Raw genomic sequence first — 16,430 nt, 5'->3', positions numbered from 1 at the left:
ATTAGGTGATTAGACAAGGTGGGGAAATAATTGCAGTATATTAGCGAAAAAACGTACTGGAAGATAGCAGATGAGGCTTACCTATTGGATATTGATCCAAAGACTTATAAAAATGAAGATATTCCTGGTTGGAGGGTTGTTGATTTAGACGAGAAACTATTACATGACACAAATGGTTCTGGATTCGATGCGACCGTTTTTCATAATGAGGATAGCAATCAGGTGATCATAGGGTATAGGGGTACAGAGCCAGGAGGAAGACCACTATGGAGTAGAATGATGGACATAGGAACAGACATCAACGACGTCGTGGGTGGACGAGCAAAAAATTTAAACCAAGTTCACGATTATTATGTAAATAATCAAGAAGAGATAAAAAAGTTCCCCCCACAGGTACAAAGTTCATTTCATCAGTATGAGGCCCAGTATCAGGATAATCAATTTACAAAAGCTCAAACACTGTACGATGAAGTGAAGAAGAAGTATCCCGCTGCTGAAATATCTACGACAGGTCATTCTTTAGGCGGTGCAGAAGCAGAATATATTGCAGTGAAAAATGGTTTATCATCCGTGAGTTTTGCTGCTCCGGGCATTGTACATTTATTGCCTGAAGATCTTCAAAAGAGGGTAAAAGCAGGAGAATTCAAGAAGACTAATGTGGCTTTTGCCCATCCCGGAGATAGCGTTGGTGGGGGAGCCACTAAGGCTAACCAACATGTGGGGGAAACATATCATATTGGGAGTGATTATAAGACTGCCAACGTAGCCAAGTTTACTATTCCTGTTTCAATTCCCTTGGAAAGAAAAACCGAATTGGAAAGACTTTTTCTGGGCCCCAAGTGGACTCCTATTGTTTATGTTCCGATTACATTGCCTATGATGCAGCAAGATGCATTCACCAAATTCTATAATTCTGTATTAGGTGGAGAGCACACTCACAGTATGAAAAATTTTACATTTGATGAAAACGGCAATATTAGCAATCCGTTGTACACCATGGATGGACAATTGGTCGAAGGAAATCCGCGGGTCCAGGCGTACGAGCAAATGCTGGCTGCGCAGGCAGAGCTCAAGCAAGTCATGGGCGATTTGGTCGAACGCTACGGTGGACAGTGGGGTGCCTTGGGACAGTTCGCTGCTAATGCACTAGGTGTGAATTTGATGGGGGCAGGACAACAAAATGGCCGCGTTAATAGTGGAGCTTATTTTGTAGGCAATAAAAATGGGGGAACAATTCAATTAACACCCGAAGAGCTAAAGCATGCGGCTAATCAGATGCGTTCTAGCTTGCATGGATTTTCTAGCGATACAAGAGCTTCCATTCAGTTGTTTCAGGCTCATATCGGCACAAGTGAAAGTCAGTCTTTGACCCCGCTTGCGCATAGTGCTACGGCGACACTGGATCGAATTAATCGCTGGTATCAGGAATCGATTACTGAGATAGCAGAGTATATCGATCGCAAGGGCCAGGAATTTGCGATGGTGGACCAATAAGAAAGCGCAGCTGGAAGAACACAACGGGAGGCGAAAGAGATGAGCAGAATATCTTTGAGCCTGGGGGATCTGCGAAGGGCTGTACAGCAGTGCGAACAGCTAAAGCAAAGACTTCAGCATCAGGAGCAACAGATGAAAAATATATATAGCCGTCTGCAAGACTGGCGGGGCGAGTCGGCTGCGGAATTAACACGTAAAATGGAGATGTTTCTCCAAGGAACCACGGCACGGATACAAGAGCTGGATGACCACAAAGAGCAGCTTAAACGTTATATTCGCAAAATGGAGGAAGCCGATCGACGGGAAGAAAAACGTAAACGGGCAGCCCAATGGTGACAAGCATAACTTTCTGCTACTGTAGCCAGTTACATAACTTAAAGGAACCGTACAACCGCTAGGGGGGATTCTGCGGAGTACGGTTTAATTTGTTTACATAAAAACTACATATATAGTAGAAGAAATATATAGTAGAAAAAAATGATCGCTCCGCAAATGGCAACGAAAGTACCTGTGAAGTCTACAGCTTTAAGGTTGCTGTTATTGTTGGAGCATTGTTATGCTCACTACAGTTAATGTAAGTTTCATAGGATCAATGGAAATAGCTACTTATTTCCTTTCGTTGTTATCGGTCCTTTGGTAGGATGGATCTAAACCGAGATTTTTGAAATCGGTAAGTGTAAAAAATGTTCTAAAGCTACAAAGTTCGACATATTGTTCGTTTTTTCGCGATGTATACTATTGAATCAGGGATTTTAGTTTGCTATTTATCGCATATTTATGTATAATCTATCGTGTTGAAAGATTGATTGTACGTAATATGCTGATGAGGGTGGGTTCATGACGCTGCTCGACAGTAACGAAAGTAAGAAGCGGATGTGCCAGATTTACAATGAAGTGTCAAAGGAACTGTTCGGCTTCGGGACTACGCTGTTGCGGGCCACCGTTGAGAACAATATTGTTACCTTTGTTGCGAAGCACCGGCGTTCTCCACGCTCGGCGGCATTGGAAGTGGAAGCCCCCGGCTTGAAGCTGGAAGTGGATTTCCGAATGTCCATGCTGTATAAGAAGAGACTTCGCGAGAAGCTGATTGAGGATATGGAGCTCGATATAGAAGCTTTACTGCGCGACTATGATTCAGCAACGCAGTGGGCCATTACGAACATCATACTGAAGGAATCCTAATAAAATTGGATATTCGGCTTTTCGCTTCGGATCTATCTGAGGGGAGAACCTGTTATAACGCGCAGCGGGATCAACTTATTCTTTGTTTACGAAGAAAAGTATTCTTGTTTTACAAGAGTACTTTTCTTTTTTGTGTCATAAAGGTGTGCAGATTAAAAACAGGGGGAGTTTCATATGAAAAAGTGGTTTAAAGGATTTATGGCTGTGACCTTGGCATCTGTGGTACTGGCAGGTTGCGGCAGCAATGCTACAGGTGGTCAGGCAGATGGAAAAGATGGCTCAGCCGACGGGAAAAAGAAACTGGTTATTTCCACATGGGGCTTCTCCGAGGACTTTTTTAATAAAGAAGTGTACGAGCCTTTTGAAAAGGAACATAACGTTGATATTGTTGTAGAAATCGGAAATAACGCGGAACGGTTGAACAAAATCAGCCAAGGCAGCAGTGACGTCGATCTGATTTATCTGTCTGATTATTATGCCCAACAAGGAATTCAACAAGGGCTATTCGAGAAGTTGGATCGCAGTAAGGTGCCAAACCTGAACCAAATTTATGATATCGCCAAAGCACCACTGGGTGAGGAATATGGCCCTGCTTATACAGTCGGACGCCTCGGTATTGCCTATAATCCGGAGCTGGTGAAGAAGAATGTGACCTCCTGGGTCGACCTGTGGGGCAATGAATTCAAAGGAAACGTGACTCTGCCGAATATTACGGCAACTGCTGGACCGATGATGGTGGATGCAGCTTCCAAGGTGGCGGGTAGCAAGGAATTTAATGAAGATCAAGCCTTTGGGAAACTGAAAGAGCTGAGTCCGAATATTGTTAAGTTTTATAGTAAAACGTCCGAGTTTGTGAACATGTTTAGCCAGCAAGAAATTGCAGGCGGCCCGATTATGGAAATGTACTTCAAAGATTTGCAGGCTGCTGTGCCAGGAGCGAAATTCGTAGCTCCTAGTGAGGGTGCCTACGCAGTAATGAATACGATTAATGTAGTGAAAGGGTCAGATCAGAAGGAACTGGCTGAGGAATTTATCAACTGGCAGCTGAGCAAGGAAGTTCAAGAAAAATCCGCGAAGGCAAAGGTTGATTCTCCGGTGAACACACAGGTGGTACTCTCCGGTGCGGATACAGAGGGAATTACGTACGGTGCAGATGTAGTGAATAAGCTGACCAAGCTGGATATGAAATTCGTTAACGATCACATCAAGGCATGGACAGATCGCTGGAACCGGGAAGTTGCACAATAATGAAGAAGATCATATTAGATGTAGATACAGGCATTGATGATGCGTTGGGTATTTTACTCGCAGCCAAAAGTGGCCAGCTGGACATCCAAGCGATTACTACGGTATGCGGTAATGTTTCACTTAAACAAGCAACATTGAATACTTGCAAAATCCTCAATCTGCTGGATAGACCGGATATTCCGGTCTACCAGGGAGCAGAGGCACCATTAATACGCAAAGGCCTGCACGAGCACCGTGTTCATGGAGAAGACGGCATCGGAGGCGCATTGAGTGGAGTGGTCCCAGCCATCTCTGCATCCGAAGGTTTTGCGCCGGATATCATCATTGATACCGTGATGGCTCACTCGGGGGAAGTAACGCTGGTTTGTACTGGACCGCTTACTAATCTGGCGTTGGCGCTGCTGAAGCGTCCCGATCTGACGAATCACGTCCATGAGGTCATTTTTATGGGCGGTGTTATTCACGGGTGCGGCAATATTACACCTGTAGCGGAGTATAACATGTATGCGGATCCTGAGGCCGCACGGATCGTATTTCACGCAGGCTTTGGTCGTTTAATACAGGTGGGGCTGGATGTAACACGGAAGGCGCTGCTGACTGCGGATCATGTTGCTCGTCTGACCCGTCCGGAGATTCGTAATTATGTAGCTGAAAGCACGGCTGTTTATACCAAGCGTTATGAAGAACGCAATGGGGTAAAAGCGTGTGCACTTCATGACCCGCTTGCCGTAGGGGTCGCACTGAATTTAAGGTTAGTAGATACCTCGTTGTTATATGTCGACGTGGAAACCTCCAGTCGTATATGTGACGGACAAACGGTAGGCGATGTGCAGAACCGGCTTAATCATAGTCCCAATATGACGGTGTGCGAACAGGTGGACAGCGAAGCTTTTCTGGAGCTGTTTATCCAGGTGCTGAACAAGGAATAACATTTTGATAACCGCAAGGAGCTACCCATGAAGAAAACATACTTGTATTGGCTGCTGCTGCCAGGTTTGCTCTTTCTGGCGGTGTTCATGGTCATTCCGATTGTGTTGACGATCGGTTCGACCTTCGTACAGAACAGCTCATTCACCCTAGAAGGCTATCTCCATTTCTTCAAGGACCCTTATTTTCTGAAAATACTGCTGACTACGCTGGAGGTCAGTGTCGTAACGACCCTCGTATGCGTATTGCTCGGTTTTCCGACGGCTTATTATATTTCACAAAAGGCCCCGCGTCGTAAAGGGATTTTGCTAGCGCTGGCCATCTTTCCCTTGTTGACGAGCCCTGTAGTGCGTTCATTCAGCTGGATGGTCATTTTGGGCCGCAAGGGCTTATTAAACAACGTGCTAATCAGTTTGGGGCTCGTCGATGAGCCGCTGAATATTTTGTACACTCCGGCAGCGATGATTATTGGTCTGGTTCATTTGTTTTTGCCGCTGATGATCATTTCACTGATTGGTGTGCTTGAAAATATCGACGGTGACCTTGTCCATGCTGCGCAGAGTCTTGGAGCCTCCAGATTCAGCGCATTTCGTAAAATTGTATTCCCGCTATCTGTTCCAGGACTGATCATTGGAAGCATTCTTGTTTTCGTGGGCAGCTTGACGGCTTATACGACTCCAGCATTGCTGGGAGGAAAACAGCGGGTTATCGCTACATTTTTGTATCAAAATGCGATGACGCTTAACGATTGGTTTTTAGCTTCTGTTATCGCGACAATTATGATTGCTATTACATTTATCGTGGTCGGTCTCTTAAATAAGGCGGCCCATAAACTCAATCCGAAGGGGTAGGTGGATATGCGGGAGAAACATTACGGACTAGGCTTCTTTAGCCTGCTGGTCTTCATCTTTCTGCTCGGTCCGCTGTTGATCATATCGGTCACTTCTTTCGAGCCGGGCACGGTATTAAAATTTCCTCCGCAGGGCTTTTCCTTGCGCTGGTATGAAAATATTTTCGAAGTGGATTTGTTTATGTCCACATTCAAAACATCGATCGTCGTCTCTTTGCTGGGCAATATCTTGGCGCTGCTCATCGGTATGCCAGCCGCTTATGCGCTTAGTCGTTTTTCGTTTCGCGGGAAGGATGCGCTGAATGCCTTGTTCCTTTCCCCGCTGCTTATACCCGGTATTGTGCTTGGTTTTACACTGCTGCGTTATCTGATCATTGTGTACCATTTGCCAGTATACGCTGGACTTTTGATCGGACATACGGTGATTATGTTGCCGTTCATTATAAGGGTCATTGCCTCCAGCTTGTCTAACTTTGATTTTGCGATTGAGGAAGCAGCGCTTAGTTTGGGAGCTGGACGGCTGGAAACCTTTTTCAAGGTGGTTCTACCCAACATCCGTTCAGGTATTATTGCGGCTATCCTGATTGCCTTTCTGGAATCATTCAACAATGTCGACATTTCCGTCTTCATGACAGGACCGGGCTTCAGCACCCTGCCTATTCAAATGCTGACTTACGTCGAAAATTATTTTGATCCGACGATTGCAGCAATTTCGGTTATGCTGATGATTTTAACGGGTATCCTGATGTTCTTGATTGAACGACTGATGGGATTGTCTTACTTCACTAAAAGGTAATGGAGGCTTCAACCTTATGGCACTGCTTACTCTGGATCGCGTTTCGGTCGCTTATGACAACCAACTGATCTTGCAGGATTTCGATTTGCAGCTCGAACGAGGGCAATTGCTCTCGTTGCTTGGACCGAGTGGTTGTGGCAAAACGACTACACTTCGTCTTATTGCAGGATTTCTCGAAGCTAAACAAGGGACATTTTTGTTTGGCGATAAGGATTATACCCGAGTCCCAGTGAATAAACGGAACTTTGGTTTTGTATTTCAAAGTTATGCGCTTTTCCCGCATTTGTCGGTTTTTGATAATGTCGCCTTTGGTTTACGCTTGCGTAAAGTAAAAGAAGATGATGTAAAACGACGTGTTATGACCATGCTGGATACGGTGAGCCTGGCGGGATTCGAAAAACGTTTCCCTGGCGAACTATCAGGCGGACAGCGTCAACGTGTCGCAATTGCACGAGCACTGGTAATTGAACCCGACCTGCTATTGTTTGATGAACCTCTAAGTAACTTGGATGCTAACCTGCGTGTGAATATGCGTGTAGAAATCCGCCGTATTCAACAGGAACTGGGCATCACTACCGTGTATGTATCGCATGATCAGGAGGAATGTTTTTCGATTTCTGACCAGGTTGCGATTATGAATAAGGGGAACATCGAGCAATTAGATGCTCCATCGACCATTTTTAAATATCCGACGACCGAATTTGTCGCCCGTTTTATTGGGTTTAATAATTTTCTAAGCTTTGACGAGCGTACGGAAGAAGGAGAGCGTATTCGACTGAATACAGGTGACCTTTCGTTTAGCGTAATACGTAATCAGGGTACAGTCCAACCGGGTGCTCGCCAAGGTGCTATTCGCCCAGATGATTTGGTCATTCGAACAGAAGGCAACGAGACAGGGGAAAATGAGCTTCCCGGTATCATTAAGGTAAGTACTTACCTGGGGCGTAGCTACCAGTACGTGGTAGAGACGGCGAAGGGAAACTTTACGGCTAATCAGGAAATGGATACGCCTTACTTGAGTGGTCAACGGGTTACCCTGCATTTTCCGGCAGATAAAATGGTGCTGGTCCAATAATCAGCGGGTTCGATGAAGGAGATACATCATGCGTGCAGACAAAATGATTTTACAAGTTAAGGTGTATAACAGCTACTACAAAACGTTCGAGGAAGGCAATGTGGCTATACTTGACGGCAAATTTATGTACATTGGTCAGCGCGGTCTGGAGTCTTTTGAGGCTACTGAAATTGTGGAGGGACACGGGAAATATATGATTCCCGGCCTGATCGATATCCATTTGCATATCGAAAGTACGATGGTCACCCCCGCGACCTTTTCCTATGGACTCATTCGCAATGGGGTCACGACAATTGTACCGGAACCGCACGAAATGGCGAATGTTTTTGGATTGGAAGGCATTCGGGAAATGATGGAAGCCAGCAAAGATTGCGTGGCTGATATGTTTTACGGGATTCCTAGCTCTGTACCGGCGACGCCATTGGAAACCTCAGGGGGCGAGATTGACATCCCCGAGATTGATACTTTGTTGCAGACGGGCGAGATGATCTGTCTGGGTGAAATTATGAATTATGTGGATGTCATTCGTGATCCTGAGAGCAAAACGAACCGCATCTTACGTCATGTGCGTGAGCACTACCCAGAGCTGATTATTGAAGGTCATACACCGCAGCTGCTTGATCTGGATCTGCATCAGTTGATCTATGCAGGAATAGGCTCGGATCATACCCATCAAAGCATTGAAGGTATGAAGGCCAGAATGGCCGCCGGGATGTTTATTGAGATCCAGGAAAAATCCATGACCCCTGAGGTGATGGACTATCTCATTCAGGAGGATGTGGCACAACATTTTTGCTTCGTAACGGATGATGTGATGCCGGATTCTTTTGTAGAGCGAGGACATCTGAATCACATCGTAAGTAAAGCGATCGGGATGGGAATGAAGCCGGAGGATGCGATTTATGCAGCTACGTATACTCCTGCTGCCCGTATGCGTATGCATGACCGCGGTACCATTGCCCCAAGCAAAATAGCCGACTTTGTCCTGCTATCGGATTTGGAGCAGTTTGATGTGGAGCAAGTCTACAAGGATGGTCACAAGGTATTTGATAAATTTGAGGAATACCATCAGGCACAGGTAAAGTGCCAGTTCCCTGCCCACTTTTATCAAAGTGTAAAGCTCAATCCGCTTATGGAACAGGATTTTACTGTGAAGTTGGATGTAGCGGATGGCACACATTCATGTCGCATCATGATGGTCAAGGATGGATCTACTTTTACAAGCGAACGGATTGCACCTGCACAAGTAGAGCAGGGTGAACTGTTATGGGAACATGGTGAACATGCACTCATTGCTACGTTTGAACGGTATGGCAAGAACGGTAACCGTGCTTACGGTTTAATCGGGGGAGATACGATTAAACGTGGCGCAGTGGCTACCACCTATTCGCACGATAACCATAACTTGCTTGTCGTGGGGCATAACAAGCAAGATATGATATTGGCTGCGAATACCGTTCTATCCAGCCAAGGGGGCTTTTGCGTAGTTGAAAATGGCAACGTGCTGTCCCATTTACCGTTAACGGTGGGCGGAATTTTAACAGAAGGGCCGCTAGAAATGGTTGCTGCCCACGTGAAGGAGCTGCGTTCAGCCTTACTGTCGCTGGGCTATCGCCATTATAATCCAATCATGTCGCTGAGTACTCATTCTTTGCCAGTCAGCCCGGCATTGAAAATTACCGATCACGGCTTGATTGATGTAAATGCAGGCAAGGTTGTGTCCTTGATTGTGAATCCTTCCGAAATACAAGAATAATTAAAGAGTCGACCCTCTGCGGGGCGGCTCTTTTTTTGTTGTGGTTAGAATATGGAGTTCGGCTCTGATTGGTATGTAGCGTTTGCTTTGACAATCAATTCACGTAATCTTCATGATTTAACCATAATAAAGCCTTGCAATACACATAGATAGTGTTATAATTAAAACAGGATTTAGATTAAGTCTAAATTAATTGCTAAATATTTTTTGGATTCACGCATGGGATTTAGAAGAAAATCAGACACTACTGTTAGCGAGCATCCAGCATCACTCAACTATACTTTGAATAATAATGAGAGGGGATTTTACACATGAGTACATTAAATCATACGAACGCACCTACACAAGAGGCCATTCAAGAACTGCACAAGGCATTGAACCGACACGTGGCTACTTGGTCTGTACTGTACACGAAGCTGCATTATTTTCACTGGTATGTGAAAGGACCTAAATTCTTTACACTGCATGCTAAATTCGAGGAGCTTTATAATGAAGCAACAGCTAATCTGGATACGATTGCCGAACGTTTGTTAGCTATTGGCGGCCGCCCTGCTGCGACCTTGAAGGAGCATTTGCAACTGTCAGCTATTCAGGAGTCCGCCGGTGAACAGACAGCTGACGAAATGGTGAAGGCTGTTGTAGCCGATTTTAAAACGATTACTGTTGAATTGGCTAATGGTATGGAAGCAGCTGAAGCGGCACAGGATAAAGCGACAGAGGACCTTCTGAATGGCTTGAGAGAAGAAGTGGATAAACATATCTGGATGCTTAACGCATATCTGGGGTAATTTTTTGGGGGTGATTTCCACGGATATGGAGATCAGGTGAACAAGCTGCACATCCCGTTGGTTCCAGCCTGCTACAGGAGTATAATGACGAAGAAGCATGAAAGACCACAGGCTCATGGGCAAGCGAGCTACCGGGATGGGGTGTAAGTTATGGAAGTGAAACAACAGCTTTTGCATGAAGCGGAGCAGTTTATATATACATGTTATGAGGAGCTGGGCCGAAGCCGCAATGATGCGGAAGCCCGGCTTCTTGATATTCGTCATGACATAGAGACTACTGGAACGTACGATCATACTTACGAAGAGCTGGAACAAGGGGCACTTATGGCTTGGCGGAATAGCAATCGTTGTATCGGTCGCTTGTTTTGGGACAAGCTTTTGGTCAGGGATGCACGGGACGCATCAGATGCGACGCAAGTGTTCCACGAGCTATTGGAGCATATCCGCATAGGAACGAACGGCGGTAAAATTAAACCAACACTTACTGTATTTCGCGCCTCCCAGCCGGGACAGCCGAATATTCGTATCTGGAATCATCAGCTTATTCGTTACGCTGGATATGAAACGGATCAAGGGATTATTGGAGATCCGATCTCGGTGGATTTCACCAATGCTTGTAGGGATATGGGGTGGCAAGGAGCGATGACTGCTTTTGATGTATTGCCGTTGGTTGTGGAAGCAGGCGGTCAGCCTCCCAAGCTCTTTGATATTCCTGAACATTTGGTGATGGAGGTGCCCATTGAGCATCCGGAACTGTCATGTATAGCCTCTCTGGGATTGCGTTGGTACGCTGTGCCTATGATTTCGGATATGACGCTGGAGATTGGTGGTATCATCTATACAGCAGCTCCTTTTAACGGCTGGTATATGGGAACAGAAATCGGTGCCCGTAATTTTGCGGATACTTTTCGTTATAATATGTTGCCACAGGTGGCAAAACTGATGGGGCTGGATACGACGAGTGAAACAACGCTATGGCGTGATCGGGCGCTGGTGGAGTTGAACATTGCTGTGCTTCATTCCTTTAAAAAAGCGGGGGTCAGCATTGTCGATCATCATACAGCAGCAGCACAATTCAAATTGTTTGAGGAACGGGAAGCCAAGGCTGGTCGTGCGCTGACGGGTAATTGGACGTGGCTGATCCCGCCATTATCCCCAGCAACCACGCATATTTTTCATAGCTCTTACGATAATCGGCTTGTGAAGCCAAATTTCGGAGCTCAGGCAAAGCCATATAAGCCAAGACAGGCTAAACCAGCTTCAGATGTAGCGCTACCACCAAAGCCGCAAGGCTGTCCTTTTCATTCTGCATAACCTAACGAGGGACTAATGCCAGATCAGGACTCTGGTTTATCCCATACAACGATTAATAGGGTCGCGATTGGCCCTATAAGTAGCGAGAGCGCAAACCAGTTAAGCCTGCCTCGATTTTTGGTCTGTGCCAAGCCGGCATTAATAAGGGCAAGCGTCCCCCAACCTATATAATAATCTTCTGGCATGGTATTCTCCTTTACAAAAAGGTATAATATCGTACTGTGCATTGTATGAGCACATTCATAATTTCATAAGTCTTATCGTAAATATAACTTTATATATCTTGGTTTGAGGAGCGAAGCTAAGTTGGAGAGAAATCAGGCAGAGCGCATTGTCGCTGAGCTTTTGGAACGAGCTGCTATAGGCGTAACAGTGAAGCTGGAGAAACGTTTTCCTGGTGGACGGCTGATCGGGGGCAAATATGCCATGCATGCTCACGCCATTACCATGTATACAGATGTTATTGAAACACAATGTTTACAGATGTTCGGCAGCGCAGATCGAGTTGAGGAGTATTTTACAGTTGTGCTTGCGCATGAGATCGGGCACGCCGCCGATACTGAATTAGAGGGCCTCTCCGATGCGATGGAGCAAGAGAACAGGATCGGGACCCGGCAGCAGCTTGCACTGCAAATTGAGGAAAACGCATGGAACTATGCGCTTAGACTGGTGCCTGAAATAGAAGCAACGTTTATTTCTGCCGTAATAGACGAGTCCCTGCTTGCCTATCGAGCCCCGATTATGGAGCAGTCTGACATTGCGTAATATGAATGATCCCAGAGCCGTCAGGCTCTTTTTTATTATTTAGAACCAATAAGGTGTACAGAAAAATTTAAAGAAGCAGCTTTTTAAGCTGTGACACGCGACCTTGTGACAATTCCAGCATTTCGGCTAATTCTTTTTGAGATACATTAGGGTACTCCTCCATGAGCTGCTTTAGCTTATTCAGGAGCTCATTCTGGTTTCTGTAGCTCCTTCTTTTCTTTGGCTGGGCAGGACGCGTTTCACCTAAATGGCTGGAAGGGTTGTCACTCTTCAGATTTTCGATACAACTCTTGCAGATCAGATGGTCTCTGAAATAGCTTAAATGATCAACGGCACCACAAAAATAACAAGAAACCCCCGTATACTTGCGAATCATCAGCCCCTCCGGTGTAATAAAAAAATCGAGGGCATCTCCAATATTAATATTCATAGAAGTGCGCAGTTCTTTGGGTAGCACAATGCGTCCCAAATGGTCTAATGGTCGTGTCATTCCTGTGTTCTTCATTATTTTTCTCCTTTCTTGGAATGCGCTTATGGTGGCAGGAATTGTATGTTATGTATACTGGAAGTACAAAGCGCTTATATTACAGTTTGTTTTGGTATAGCTATGCTAAAATAAAGCTCCGGCATAACGACCAATTACGTCTGCCGGAGCTTGATACAGCCAATGAATCTAAGATGTCATGTCGAATTACTGTGGGTTGGTTGTCCAAATACCGGCTACTTTTAATTGGACCCGTGGAGGCAGCTTCAATGCTGCTAATGTCAGATCAGCCAAATCCTGTGGCTGAAGCATGCGGTCCTCATCACCAATAGGCAATCCCGCATTTACCGCCAACTCTGTATTGACCGTGCTTGGTGTCAGCGCGGTGACACGAATGTTGGATTTGCGAACTTCCTGCATCAGCGCTTCCGTGAAGCCCATCAAAGCGAATTTGGATGCGCAATAAGCTGAGCCTGTTGCAAAACCCCGTTCCCCTGCTGTGGAGGAAATGTTAATGATGTTTCCGCTCTGTTGCGCCAGCATGCTTGGAAGAGTGGCGTGTGTAACATAATAGGTTCCCATCAAGTTTACGCGAATAATACGTTCCCACTCTTCGGGGTCCATATCTGCGACTGTACCAAAGGTGGCGATGCCTGCATTGTTGATCAAAATATCGATGGCGCCTAGCTCATGCTCCAGTGAAGCTACAGCGGCAGCGGCCTGTGTACGATCCGATATATCTGCAACAGCACTCACCACCTTTACACCGTATGTACTCCCCAGTGAATCCTGTAGCTTTTGCAGATCGTTCAATGTGCGTGAGATTAACCCCAGATTAACGCCTTCCTTGGCCAAGGTTTCGGCAATTGCCTTACCGATTCCTTTGCTGGCTCCTGTAATAATAGCTGTTTTATTCTTAAGTTCCATCCAGTCTCCTCCTTATTGTTATATAACGTGATTGTGCAGCTGAGCACATGGTTACATTATACTAGGTTGAACTCCTTGAACCAAACTTCGTCCCGCTGAGCATTATGCATTGGCCTCCTATTTGGTAATATCAATATCTCCTGAAGTGGTTTCGACCTTGATCACACTTGCGGCACCAGGAACAGACTCGGGCGTATTTATGCTTCCAGAGTCAGAGTGGACATTATAGACACCTTTAAAGTCGGGGGCCTGCTTAATTTTTACATCACCTGAATCAGAATTCACTTCCAAATTGGATATGGTGCGTTGTGTAATATTAGAACTCCCTGAGGTTAGGGTAAGAAGGCCGTTACCGCTATAATCGCGGATGGTAGCATCTCCTGAAGTAAGCTCTAGCTTCATATCTGCTGTAAGCTGATCGGCTATAAAGCTGCCGGATGTTAGATTTGCGATCAGGTGGGTACCCCGAAGGTTTGTAATCTCGGCAGTGCCTGAAGTAGCGGTGATAGAAGTATTCTCCACGGAGGCATCTTGAAGTTTTACATTTCCTGAATGTGCATCTATCTGCAGATTAGTTAGTGCTTCTCCAGAAGGCATCTCTACAGTAATTGTTTGATTCAAATCAGGGGTAAATGTAAAGAAAGACAAGGAAGGGGCCGGTTTGGATTGAATGGTAAGCTTACCGTTCTCAATTCGGGCGTTTTGAACCTGGTTGGCCACTTTTGTCTGAACCTCTCCGCTGATACGTATCGTACCTTGGTCGCCAGCACCGGGAGTAAACAAAATAGAGACATCATCAGAGCTGTCCAATTTCAGGTTCTGTAGCTGACCACGAGCGAATGTCCATTTTTTATTTATAGCTGTTGTTTCTTTCATTGCTTGTTGATTCCACGGAGCACCGTAGACCACCATTCCGGCTACACCGATGACGATGCACAGCCCTGCTGCAATAAACCACTTTTTATTCATGTTGTTAGTAAGCTCCCCTCAGGGTAGTCTGGTTCCATTTCCAGTATCGTACTGTGCCCTTCACCATAAGGAATAGGAGATAACGTACTCCAGGCAGCAGTAATAGCCCCATACCTGTTAGCGTGATGGAGAAAAAGAGTTTGGTCGGGTAAAAGGTGCTGTTGAGCATGTAATCAGTGACGGCGAGTAGAGGGGCTGCAACGAAACTGACCGCTGCTGCGGCCAATGAAGCCCAGACCGCCCATAGGGTAGCCATAATCGGGATGGAAATCAACAAATTGAGAAACAACAGCCCTAAGAAAGTAAAAAGATTGCGTGCAAAGCTTCCTTGGCGAAGTGGAGAAGGAGCGTTCCAGCCTGCATCGGGAACATCCAATGCTTCTCGGGCAATATCCTCTGGATTACCCAGTTCATGGGCAATCTCAGTTTCGCTTTTTCCATGGACCAAGCCGTAGTCAAAATGCTGGCTCAAATCACTAAGCAGCTCATGGCGTACCTCTGCCGGGAGGGGAGCAAGACGCTGCTCCACCTCTGTAAGAAACTGTTTTCTATTCATCAGGATCTCCTTCCTTCAGTAGGCGTGCAACATGATGGACAAAATCATTCCATTCCTGTGTAAGTAATCTTGTATAATGGCTGCCAGTTTCGGTTAGCCGATAATATTTACGAGGAGGACCCTCGGTCGATTCCTGTAAATACGTTGTGCAGTATCCCTCTGACACCAGACGGCGAAGCAGTGGGTATAGGGCTCCTTCTGCTACTTCAATATGACGGGAGACGGCTTGAGCCAACTCGTAGCCATAGCGGTCTCTACGCCCAATTAGAACTAGAACGCATAGCTCCAGTACCCCTTTTTTGAATTGGATGTTCACATTCACGAGCGATGCTCCCTTCCTGATGTAATCATAGTTCATAGGTGTCGTTCGGAATAAGGGGAAGAAACGTGTGTTTGTGCATAATTTGTCACGGGTACTAATTATAAGTTAGTAGTCAGGTATAATTTAACATCACGTACTGATTAATGCAAGGTACTAAATTTTTAATAATAAAATTTTCGGTACCCAATGGGCTGCTTTTCTCTCTTGAAGGCTTACATGGATAGCGAATGATGTAGAATTAAGTAGTCTTATTTGGAAAATCCTCGATTCCTGACTGGCTACACCAACCGAAGTTGCTTTAATTTCATTCATTAAAATGATAGATTGTAAAGTATTCAATAGAGTTAAAGATTTCCTATTATGAAGAGGTGGATAAAGGATGGATTGGAAAAACTGGTATAGGGAACTGGAACAGGATGATGAGACTTGGGATGTGTCGGAGGAGGTTGTACTGCGTGGTGTGGCGCATCTTGATTTTTGCGGACAGCCATCGGAAGCAGAGGTCGAATTTATCGTAGGAGCCGAGTCTGAAGAACAGGCACAGGCTATAGAAGAACCAACGGAGCTTCAGAAAAAAACATGGGAGGTGTATGTGGCAGGTTCATCAGCGATCCATTCTCAAGTGTTGGATTCCATACACCATTATTATGTAGACATCGTGGAAAGGTATCGGAAGGCATACAGCTCATGGGGGGAGGACCCTAATGAATATGCTCCTTATATAGAGCAAACGGAGCAATTGCTGGATCGAATTCAGCTCATATCTATACTGATTTCTGACTCATCGGAAAAAGATGAGCTGTATTTGAATTTTAATTGTTCATGGGATCGAGAACATGGCTTAGGAGTACATCTAAAGCAGATGAAAACCGAGCATATTCAAGGTGCATATACATTATATGATTTGTAATAAACAAACCCCCTTCCGGTCTCTAATAGAAAGACCAAAAGGGGATCGGATTAGTGCATAATGACAC

The 16,430-nt window shown here is 45.5% G+C and carries 19 protein-coding genes; 13 read left to right on the top strand and 6 right to left on the bottom strand.

All coding sequences use genetic code 11. The features are described 5' to 3' along the window. Positions 1-30 precede the first annotated feature (30 nt). The 11 genes from ABEW32_RS01640 to ABEW32_RS01590 all read left to right on the top strand — a co-directional run bounded on the left by ABEW32_RS01640 (position 31) and on the right by ABEW32_RS01590 (position 11,430). A complete protein-coding gene (locus ABEW32_RS01640) occupies positions 31-1,494 on the top strand; it encodes a lipase family protein (RefSeq protein ID WP_430184093.1) in 1,464 nt (487 codons plus the stop codon). A gap of 39 nt (positions 1,495-1,533) precedes the next feature. Continuing rightward, positions 1,534-1,830 (top strand): WXG100 family type VII secretion target, encoded by a 297-nt coding sequence (locus ABEW32_RS01635; protein WP_430184091.1) that lies wholly within the window; start codon positions 1,534-1,536, stop codon positions 1,828-1,830. A gap of 501 nt (positions 1,831-2,331) precedes the next feature. Continuing rightward, positions 2,332-2,676, top strand: coding sequence for a hypothetical protein (locus tag ABEW32_RS01630; protein WP_013373571.1), 345 nt, complete (start codon positions 2,332-2,334; stop codon positions 2,674-2,676). 174 nt (positions 2,677-2,850) lie between these two features. Beyond that, positions 2,851-3,924 (top strand): ABC transporter substrate-binding protein, encoded by a 1,074-nt coding sequence (locus ABEW32_RS01625; protein ID WP_430184089.1) that lies wholly within the window; start codon positions 2,851-2,853, stop codon positions 3,922-3,924. After that, on the top strand, positions 3,924-4,853 hold the full coding sequence (locus tag ABEW32_RS01620) for a nucleoside hydrolase (RefSeq protein ID WP_430184087.1): 930 nt from the start codon (positions 3,924-3,926) through the stop codon (positions 4,851-4,853). Before ABEW32_RS01625 ends, ABEW32_RS01620 begins: the two co-directional genes overlap by 1 nt. A 27-nt stretch (positions 4,854-4,880) precedes the next feature. Continuing rightward, positions 4,881-5,702, top strand: a complete 822-nt coding sequence (locus ABEW32_RS01615; protein ID WP_016822759.1) for an ABC transporter permease — start codon at positions 4,881-4,883, stop codon at positions 5,700-5,702. 6 nt (positions 5,703-5,708) lie between these two features. Beyond that, positions 5,709-6,497, top strand: a complete 789-nt coding sequence (locus ABEW32_RS01610) for an ABC transporter permease (protein ID WP_013312456.1) — start codon at positions 5,709-5,711, stop codon at positions 6,495-6,497. Between the two features lie 16 nt (positions 6,498-6,513). Continuing rightward, on the top strand, positions 6,514-7,572 hold the full coding sequence (locus ABEW32_RS01605; protein WP_430184085.1) for an ABC transporter ATP-binding protein: 1,059 nt from the start codon (positions 6,514-6,516) through the stop codon (positions 7,570-7,572). A 28-nt stretch (positions 7,573-7,600) separates the two neighbouring features. After that, a complete protein-coding gene (locus ABEW32_RS01600; RefSeq protein ID WP_430184083.1) occupies positions 7,601-9,328 on the top strand; it encodes an adenine deaminase C-terminal domain-containing protein in 1,728 nt (575 codons plus the stop codon). Between the two features lie 311 nt (positions 9,329-9,639). Continuing rightward, on the top strand, positions 9,640-10,116 hold the full coding sequence (locus ABEW32_RS01595) for a Dps family protein (RefSeq protein ID WP_430184081.1): 477 nt from the start codon (positions 9,640-9,642) through the stop codon (positions 10,114-10,116). A 150-nt stretch (positions 10,117-10,266) separates the two neighbouring features. Continuing rightward, positions 10,267-11,430, top strand: coding sequence for a nitric oxide synthase oxygenase (locus ABEW32_RS01590; RefSeq protein ID WP_430184079.1), 1,164 nt, complete (start codon positions 10,267-10,269; stop codon positions 11,428-11,430). Positions 11,431-11,453: 23 nt separating this feature from the next. On the opposite strand, the gene ABEW32_RS01585 is transcribed toward ABEW32_RS01590, so the two are convergent. After that, positions 11,454-11,615, bottom strand: coding sequence for a hypothetical protein (locus ABEW32_RS01585; protein ID WP_430184077.1), 162 nt, complete (start codon positions 11,613-11,615; stop codon positions 11,454-11,456). Between the two features lie 121 nt (positions 11,616-11,736). Between ABEW32_RS01585 and ABEW32_RS01580 the strand changes: the two genes are divergently transcribed. After that, the gene (locus ABEW32_RS01580; protein WP_430184075.1) at positions 11,737-12,195 is read left to right on the top strand and encodes a hypothetical protein; all 459 of its coding nucleotides are present in this window, start codon (positions 11,737-11,739) and stop codon (positions 12,193-12,195) included. 67 nt (positions 12,196-12,262) lie between these two features. Here ABEW32_RS01580 and ABEW32_RS01575 read toward each other — a convergent pair whose 3' ends face one another. The 5 genes from ABEW32_RS01575 to ABEW32_RS01555 all read right to left on the bottom strand — a co-directional run bounded on the left by ABEW32_RS01575 (position 12,263) and on the right by ABEW32_RS01555 (position 15,453). Beyond that, the gene (locus tag ABEW32_RS01575) at positions 12,263-12,700 is read right to left on the bottom strand and encodes an AbrB/MazE/SpoVT family DNA-binding domain-containing protein (protein WP_430184073.1); all 438 of its coding nucleotides are present in this window, start codon (positions 12,698-12,700) and stop codon (positions 12,263-12,265) included. A gap of 186 nt (positions 12,701-12,886) precedes the next feature. Then, on the bottom strand, positions 12,887-13,606 hold the full coding sequence (locus tag ABEW32_RS01570) for a 3-ketoacyl-ACP reductase (protein WP_430184071.1): 720 nt from the start codon (positions 13,604-13,606) through the stop codon (positions 12,887-12,889). 117 nt (positions 13,607-13,723) lie between these two features. Beyond that, on the bottom strand, positions 13,724-14,575 hold the full coding sequence (locus tag ABEW32_RS01565) for a DUF4097 family beta strand repeat-containing protein (protein WP_430184069.1): 852 nt from the start codon (positions 14,573-14,575) through the stop codon (positions 13,724-13,726). Positions 14,576-14,579: 4 nt separating this feature from the next. Further along, a complete protein-coding gene (locus ABEW32_RS01560; RefSeq protein WP_430184067.1) occupies positions 14,580-15,131 on the bottom strand; it encodes a DUF1700 domain-containing protein in 552 nt (183 codons plus the stop codon). Continuing rightward, positions 15,124-15,453, bottom strand: coding sequence for a PadR family transcriptional regulator (locus ABEW32_RS01555; RefSeq protein ID WP_430184065.1), 330 nt, complete (start codon positions 15,451-15,453; stop codon positions 15,124-15,126). Before ABEW32_RS01555 ends, ABEW32_RS01560 begins: the two co-directional genes overlap by 8 nt. Before the next feature lie 379 nt (positions 15,454-15,832). On the opposite strand from ABEW32_RS01555, the gene ABEW32_RS01550 reads away from it, so the two are divergent. Continuing rightward, positions 15,833-16,363: a DUF6985 domain-containing protein gene (locus ABEW32_RS01550; protein ID WP_430184063.1), complete on the top strand. Its 531-nt coding sequence runs from the start codon at positions 15,833-15,835 to the stop codon at positions 16,361-16,363. Positions 16,364-16,430 lie beyond the last annotated feature (67 nt).

Source organism: Paenibacillus jamilae, assembly GCF_050482105.1.
Taxonomy (GTDB): Bacteria; Bacillota; Bacilli; order Paenibacillales; family Paenibacillaceae; genus Paenibacillus; species Paenibacillus jamilae_B.
This window is presented reverse-complemented; position numbering and strand designations above follow the sequence as displayed.

What these genes read in the sequence shown, in the direction of transcription:
- ABEW32_RS01635 (WP_430184091.1), top strand. Translation starts at nt 1,534, where the DNA reads ATGAGCAGAATATCTTTGAGCCTGGGGGATCTGCGAAGGGCTGTACAG.
- ABEW32_RS01630 (WP_013373571.1), top strand. Translation starts at nt 2,332, where the DNA reads ATGACGCTGCTCGACAGTAACGAAAGTAAGAAGCGGATGTGCCAGATT.
- ABEW32_RS01625 (WP_430184089.1), top strand. Translation starts at nt 2,851, where the DNA reads ATGAAAAAGTGGTTTAAAGGATTTATGGCTGTGACCTTGGCATCTGTG.
- ABEW32_RS01620 (WP_430184087.1), top strand. Translation starts at nt 3,924, where the DNA reads ATGAAGAAGATCATATTAGATGTAGATACAGGCATTGATGATGCGTTG.
- ABEW32_RS01615 (WP_016822759.1), top strand. Translation starts at nt 4,881, where the DNA reads ATGAAGAAAACATACTTGTATTGGCTGCTGCTGCCAGGTTTGCTCTTT.
- ABEW32_RS01610 (WP_013312456.1), top strand. Translation starts at nt 5,709, where the DNA reads ATGCGGGAGAAACATTACGGACTAGGCTTCTTTAGCCTGCTGGTCTTC.
- ABEW32_RS01605 (WP_430184085.1), top strand. Translation starts at nt 6,514, where the DNA reads ATGGCACTGCTTACTCTGGATCGCGTTTCGGTCGCTTATGACAACCAA.
- ABEW32_RS01600 (WP_430184083.1), top strand. Translation starts at nt 7,601, where the DNA reads ATGCGTGCAGACAAAATGATTTTACAAGTTAAGGTGTATAACAGCTAC.
- ABEW32_RS01595 (WP_430184081.1), top strand. Translation starts at nt 9,640, where the DNA reads ATGAGTACATTAAATCATACGAACGCACCTACACAAGAGGCCATTCAA.
- ABEW32_RS01590 (WP_430184079.1), top strand. Translation starts at nt 10,267, where the DNA reads ATGGAAGTGAAACAACAGCTTTTGCATGAAGCGGAGCAGTTTATATAT.
- ABEW32_RS01585 (WP_430184077.1), bottom strand. Translation starts at nt 11,615, where the DNA reads ATGCCAGAAGATTATTATATAGGTTGGGGGACGCTTGCCCTTATTAAT.
- ABEW32_RS01575 (WP_430184073.1), bottom strand. Translation starts at nt 12,700, where the DNA reads ATGAAGAACACAGGAATGACACGACCATTAGACCATTTGGGACGCATT.
- ABEW32_RS01570 (WP_430184071.1), bottom strand. Translation starts at nt 13,606, where the DNA reads ATGGAACTTAAGAATAAAACAGCTATTATTACAGGAGCCAGCAAAGGA.
- ABEW32_RS01565 (WP_430184069.1), bottom strand. Translation starts at nt 14,575, where the DNA reads ATGAATAAAAAGTGGTTTATTGCAGCAGGGCTGTGCATCGTCATCGGT.
- ABEW32_RS01560 (WP_430184067.1), bottom strand. Translation starts at nt 15,131, where the DNA reads ATGAATAGAAAACAGTTTCTTACAGAGGTGGAGCAGCGTCTTGCTCCC.
- ABEW32_RS01550 (WP_430184063.1), top strand. Translation starts at nt 15,833, where the DNA reads ATGGATTGGAAAAACTGGTATAGGGAACTGGAACAGGATGATGAGACT.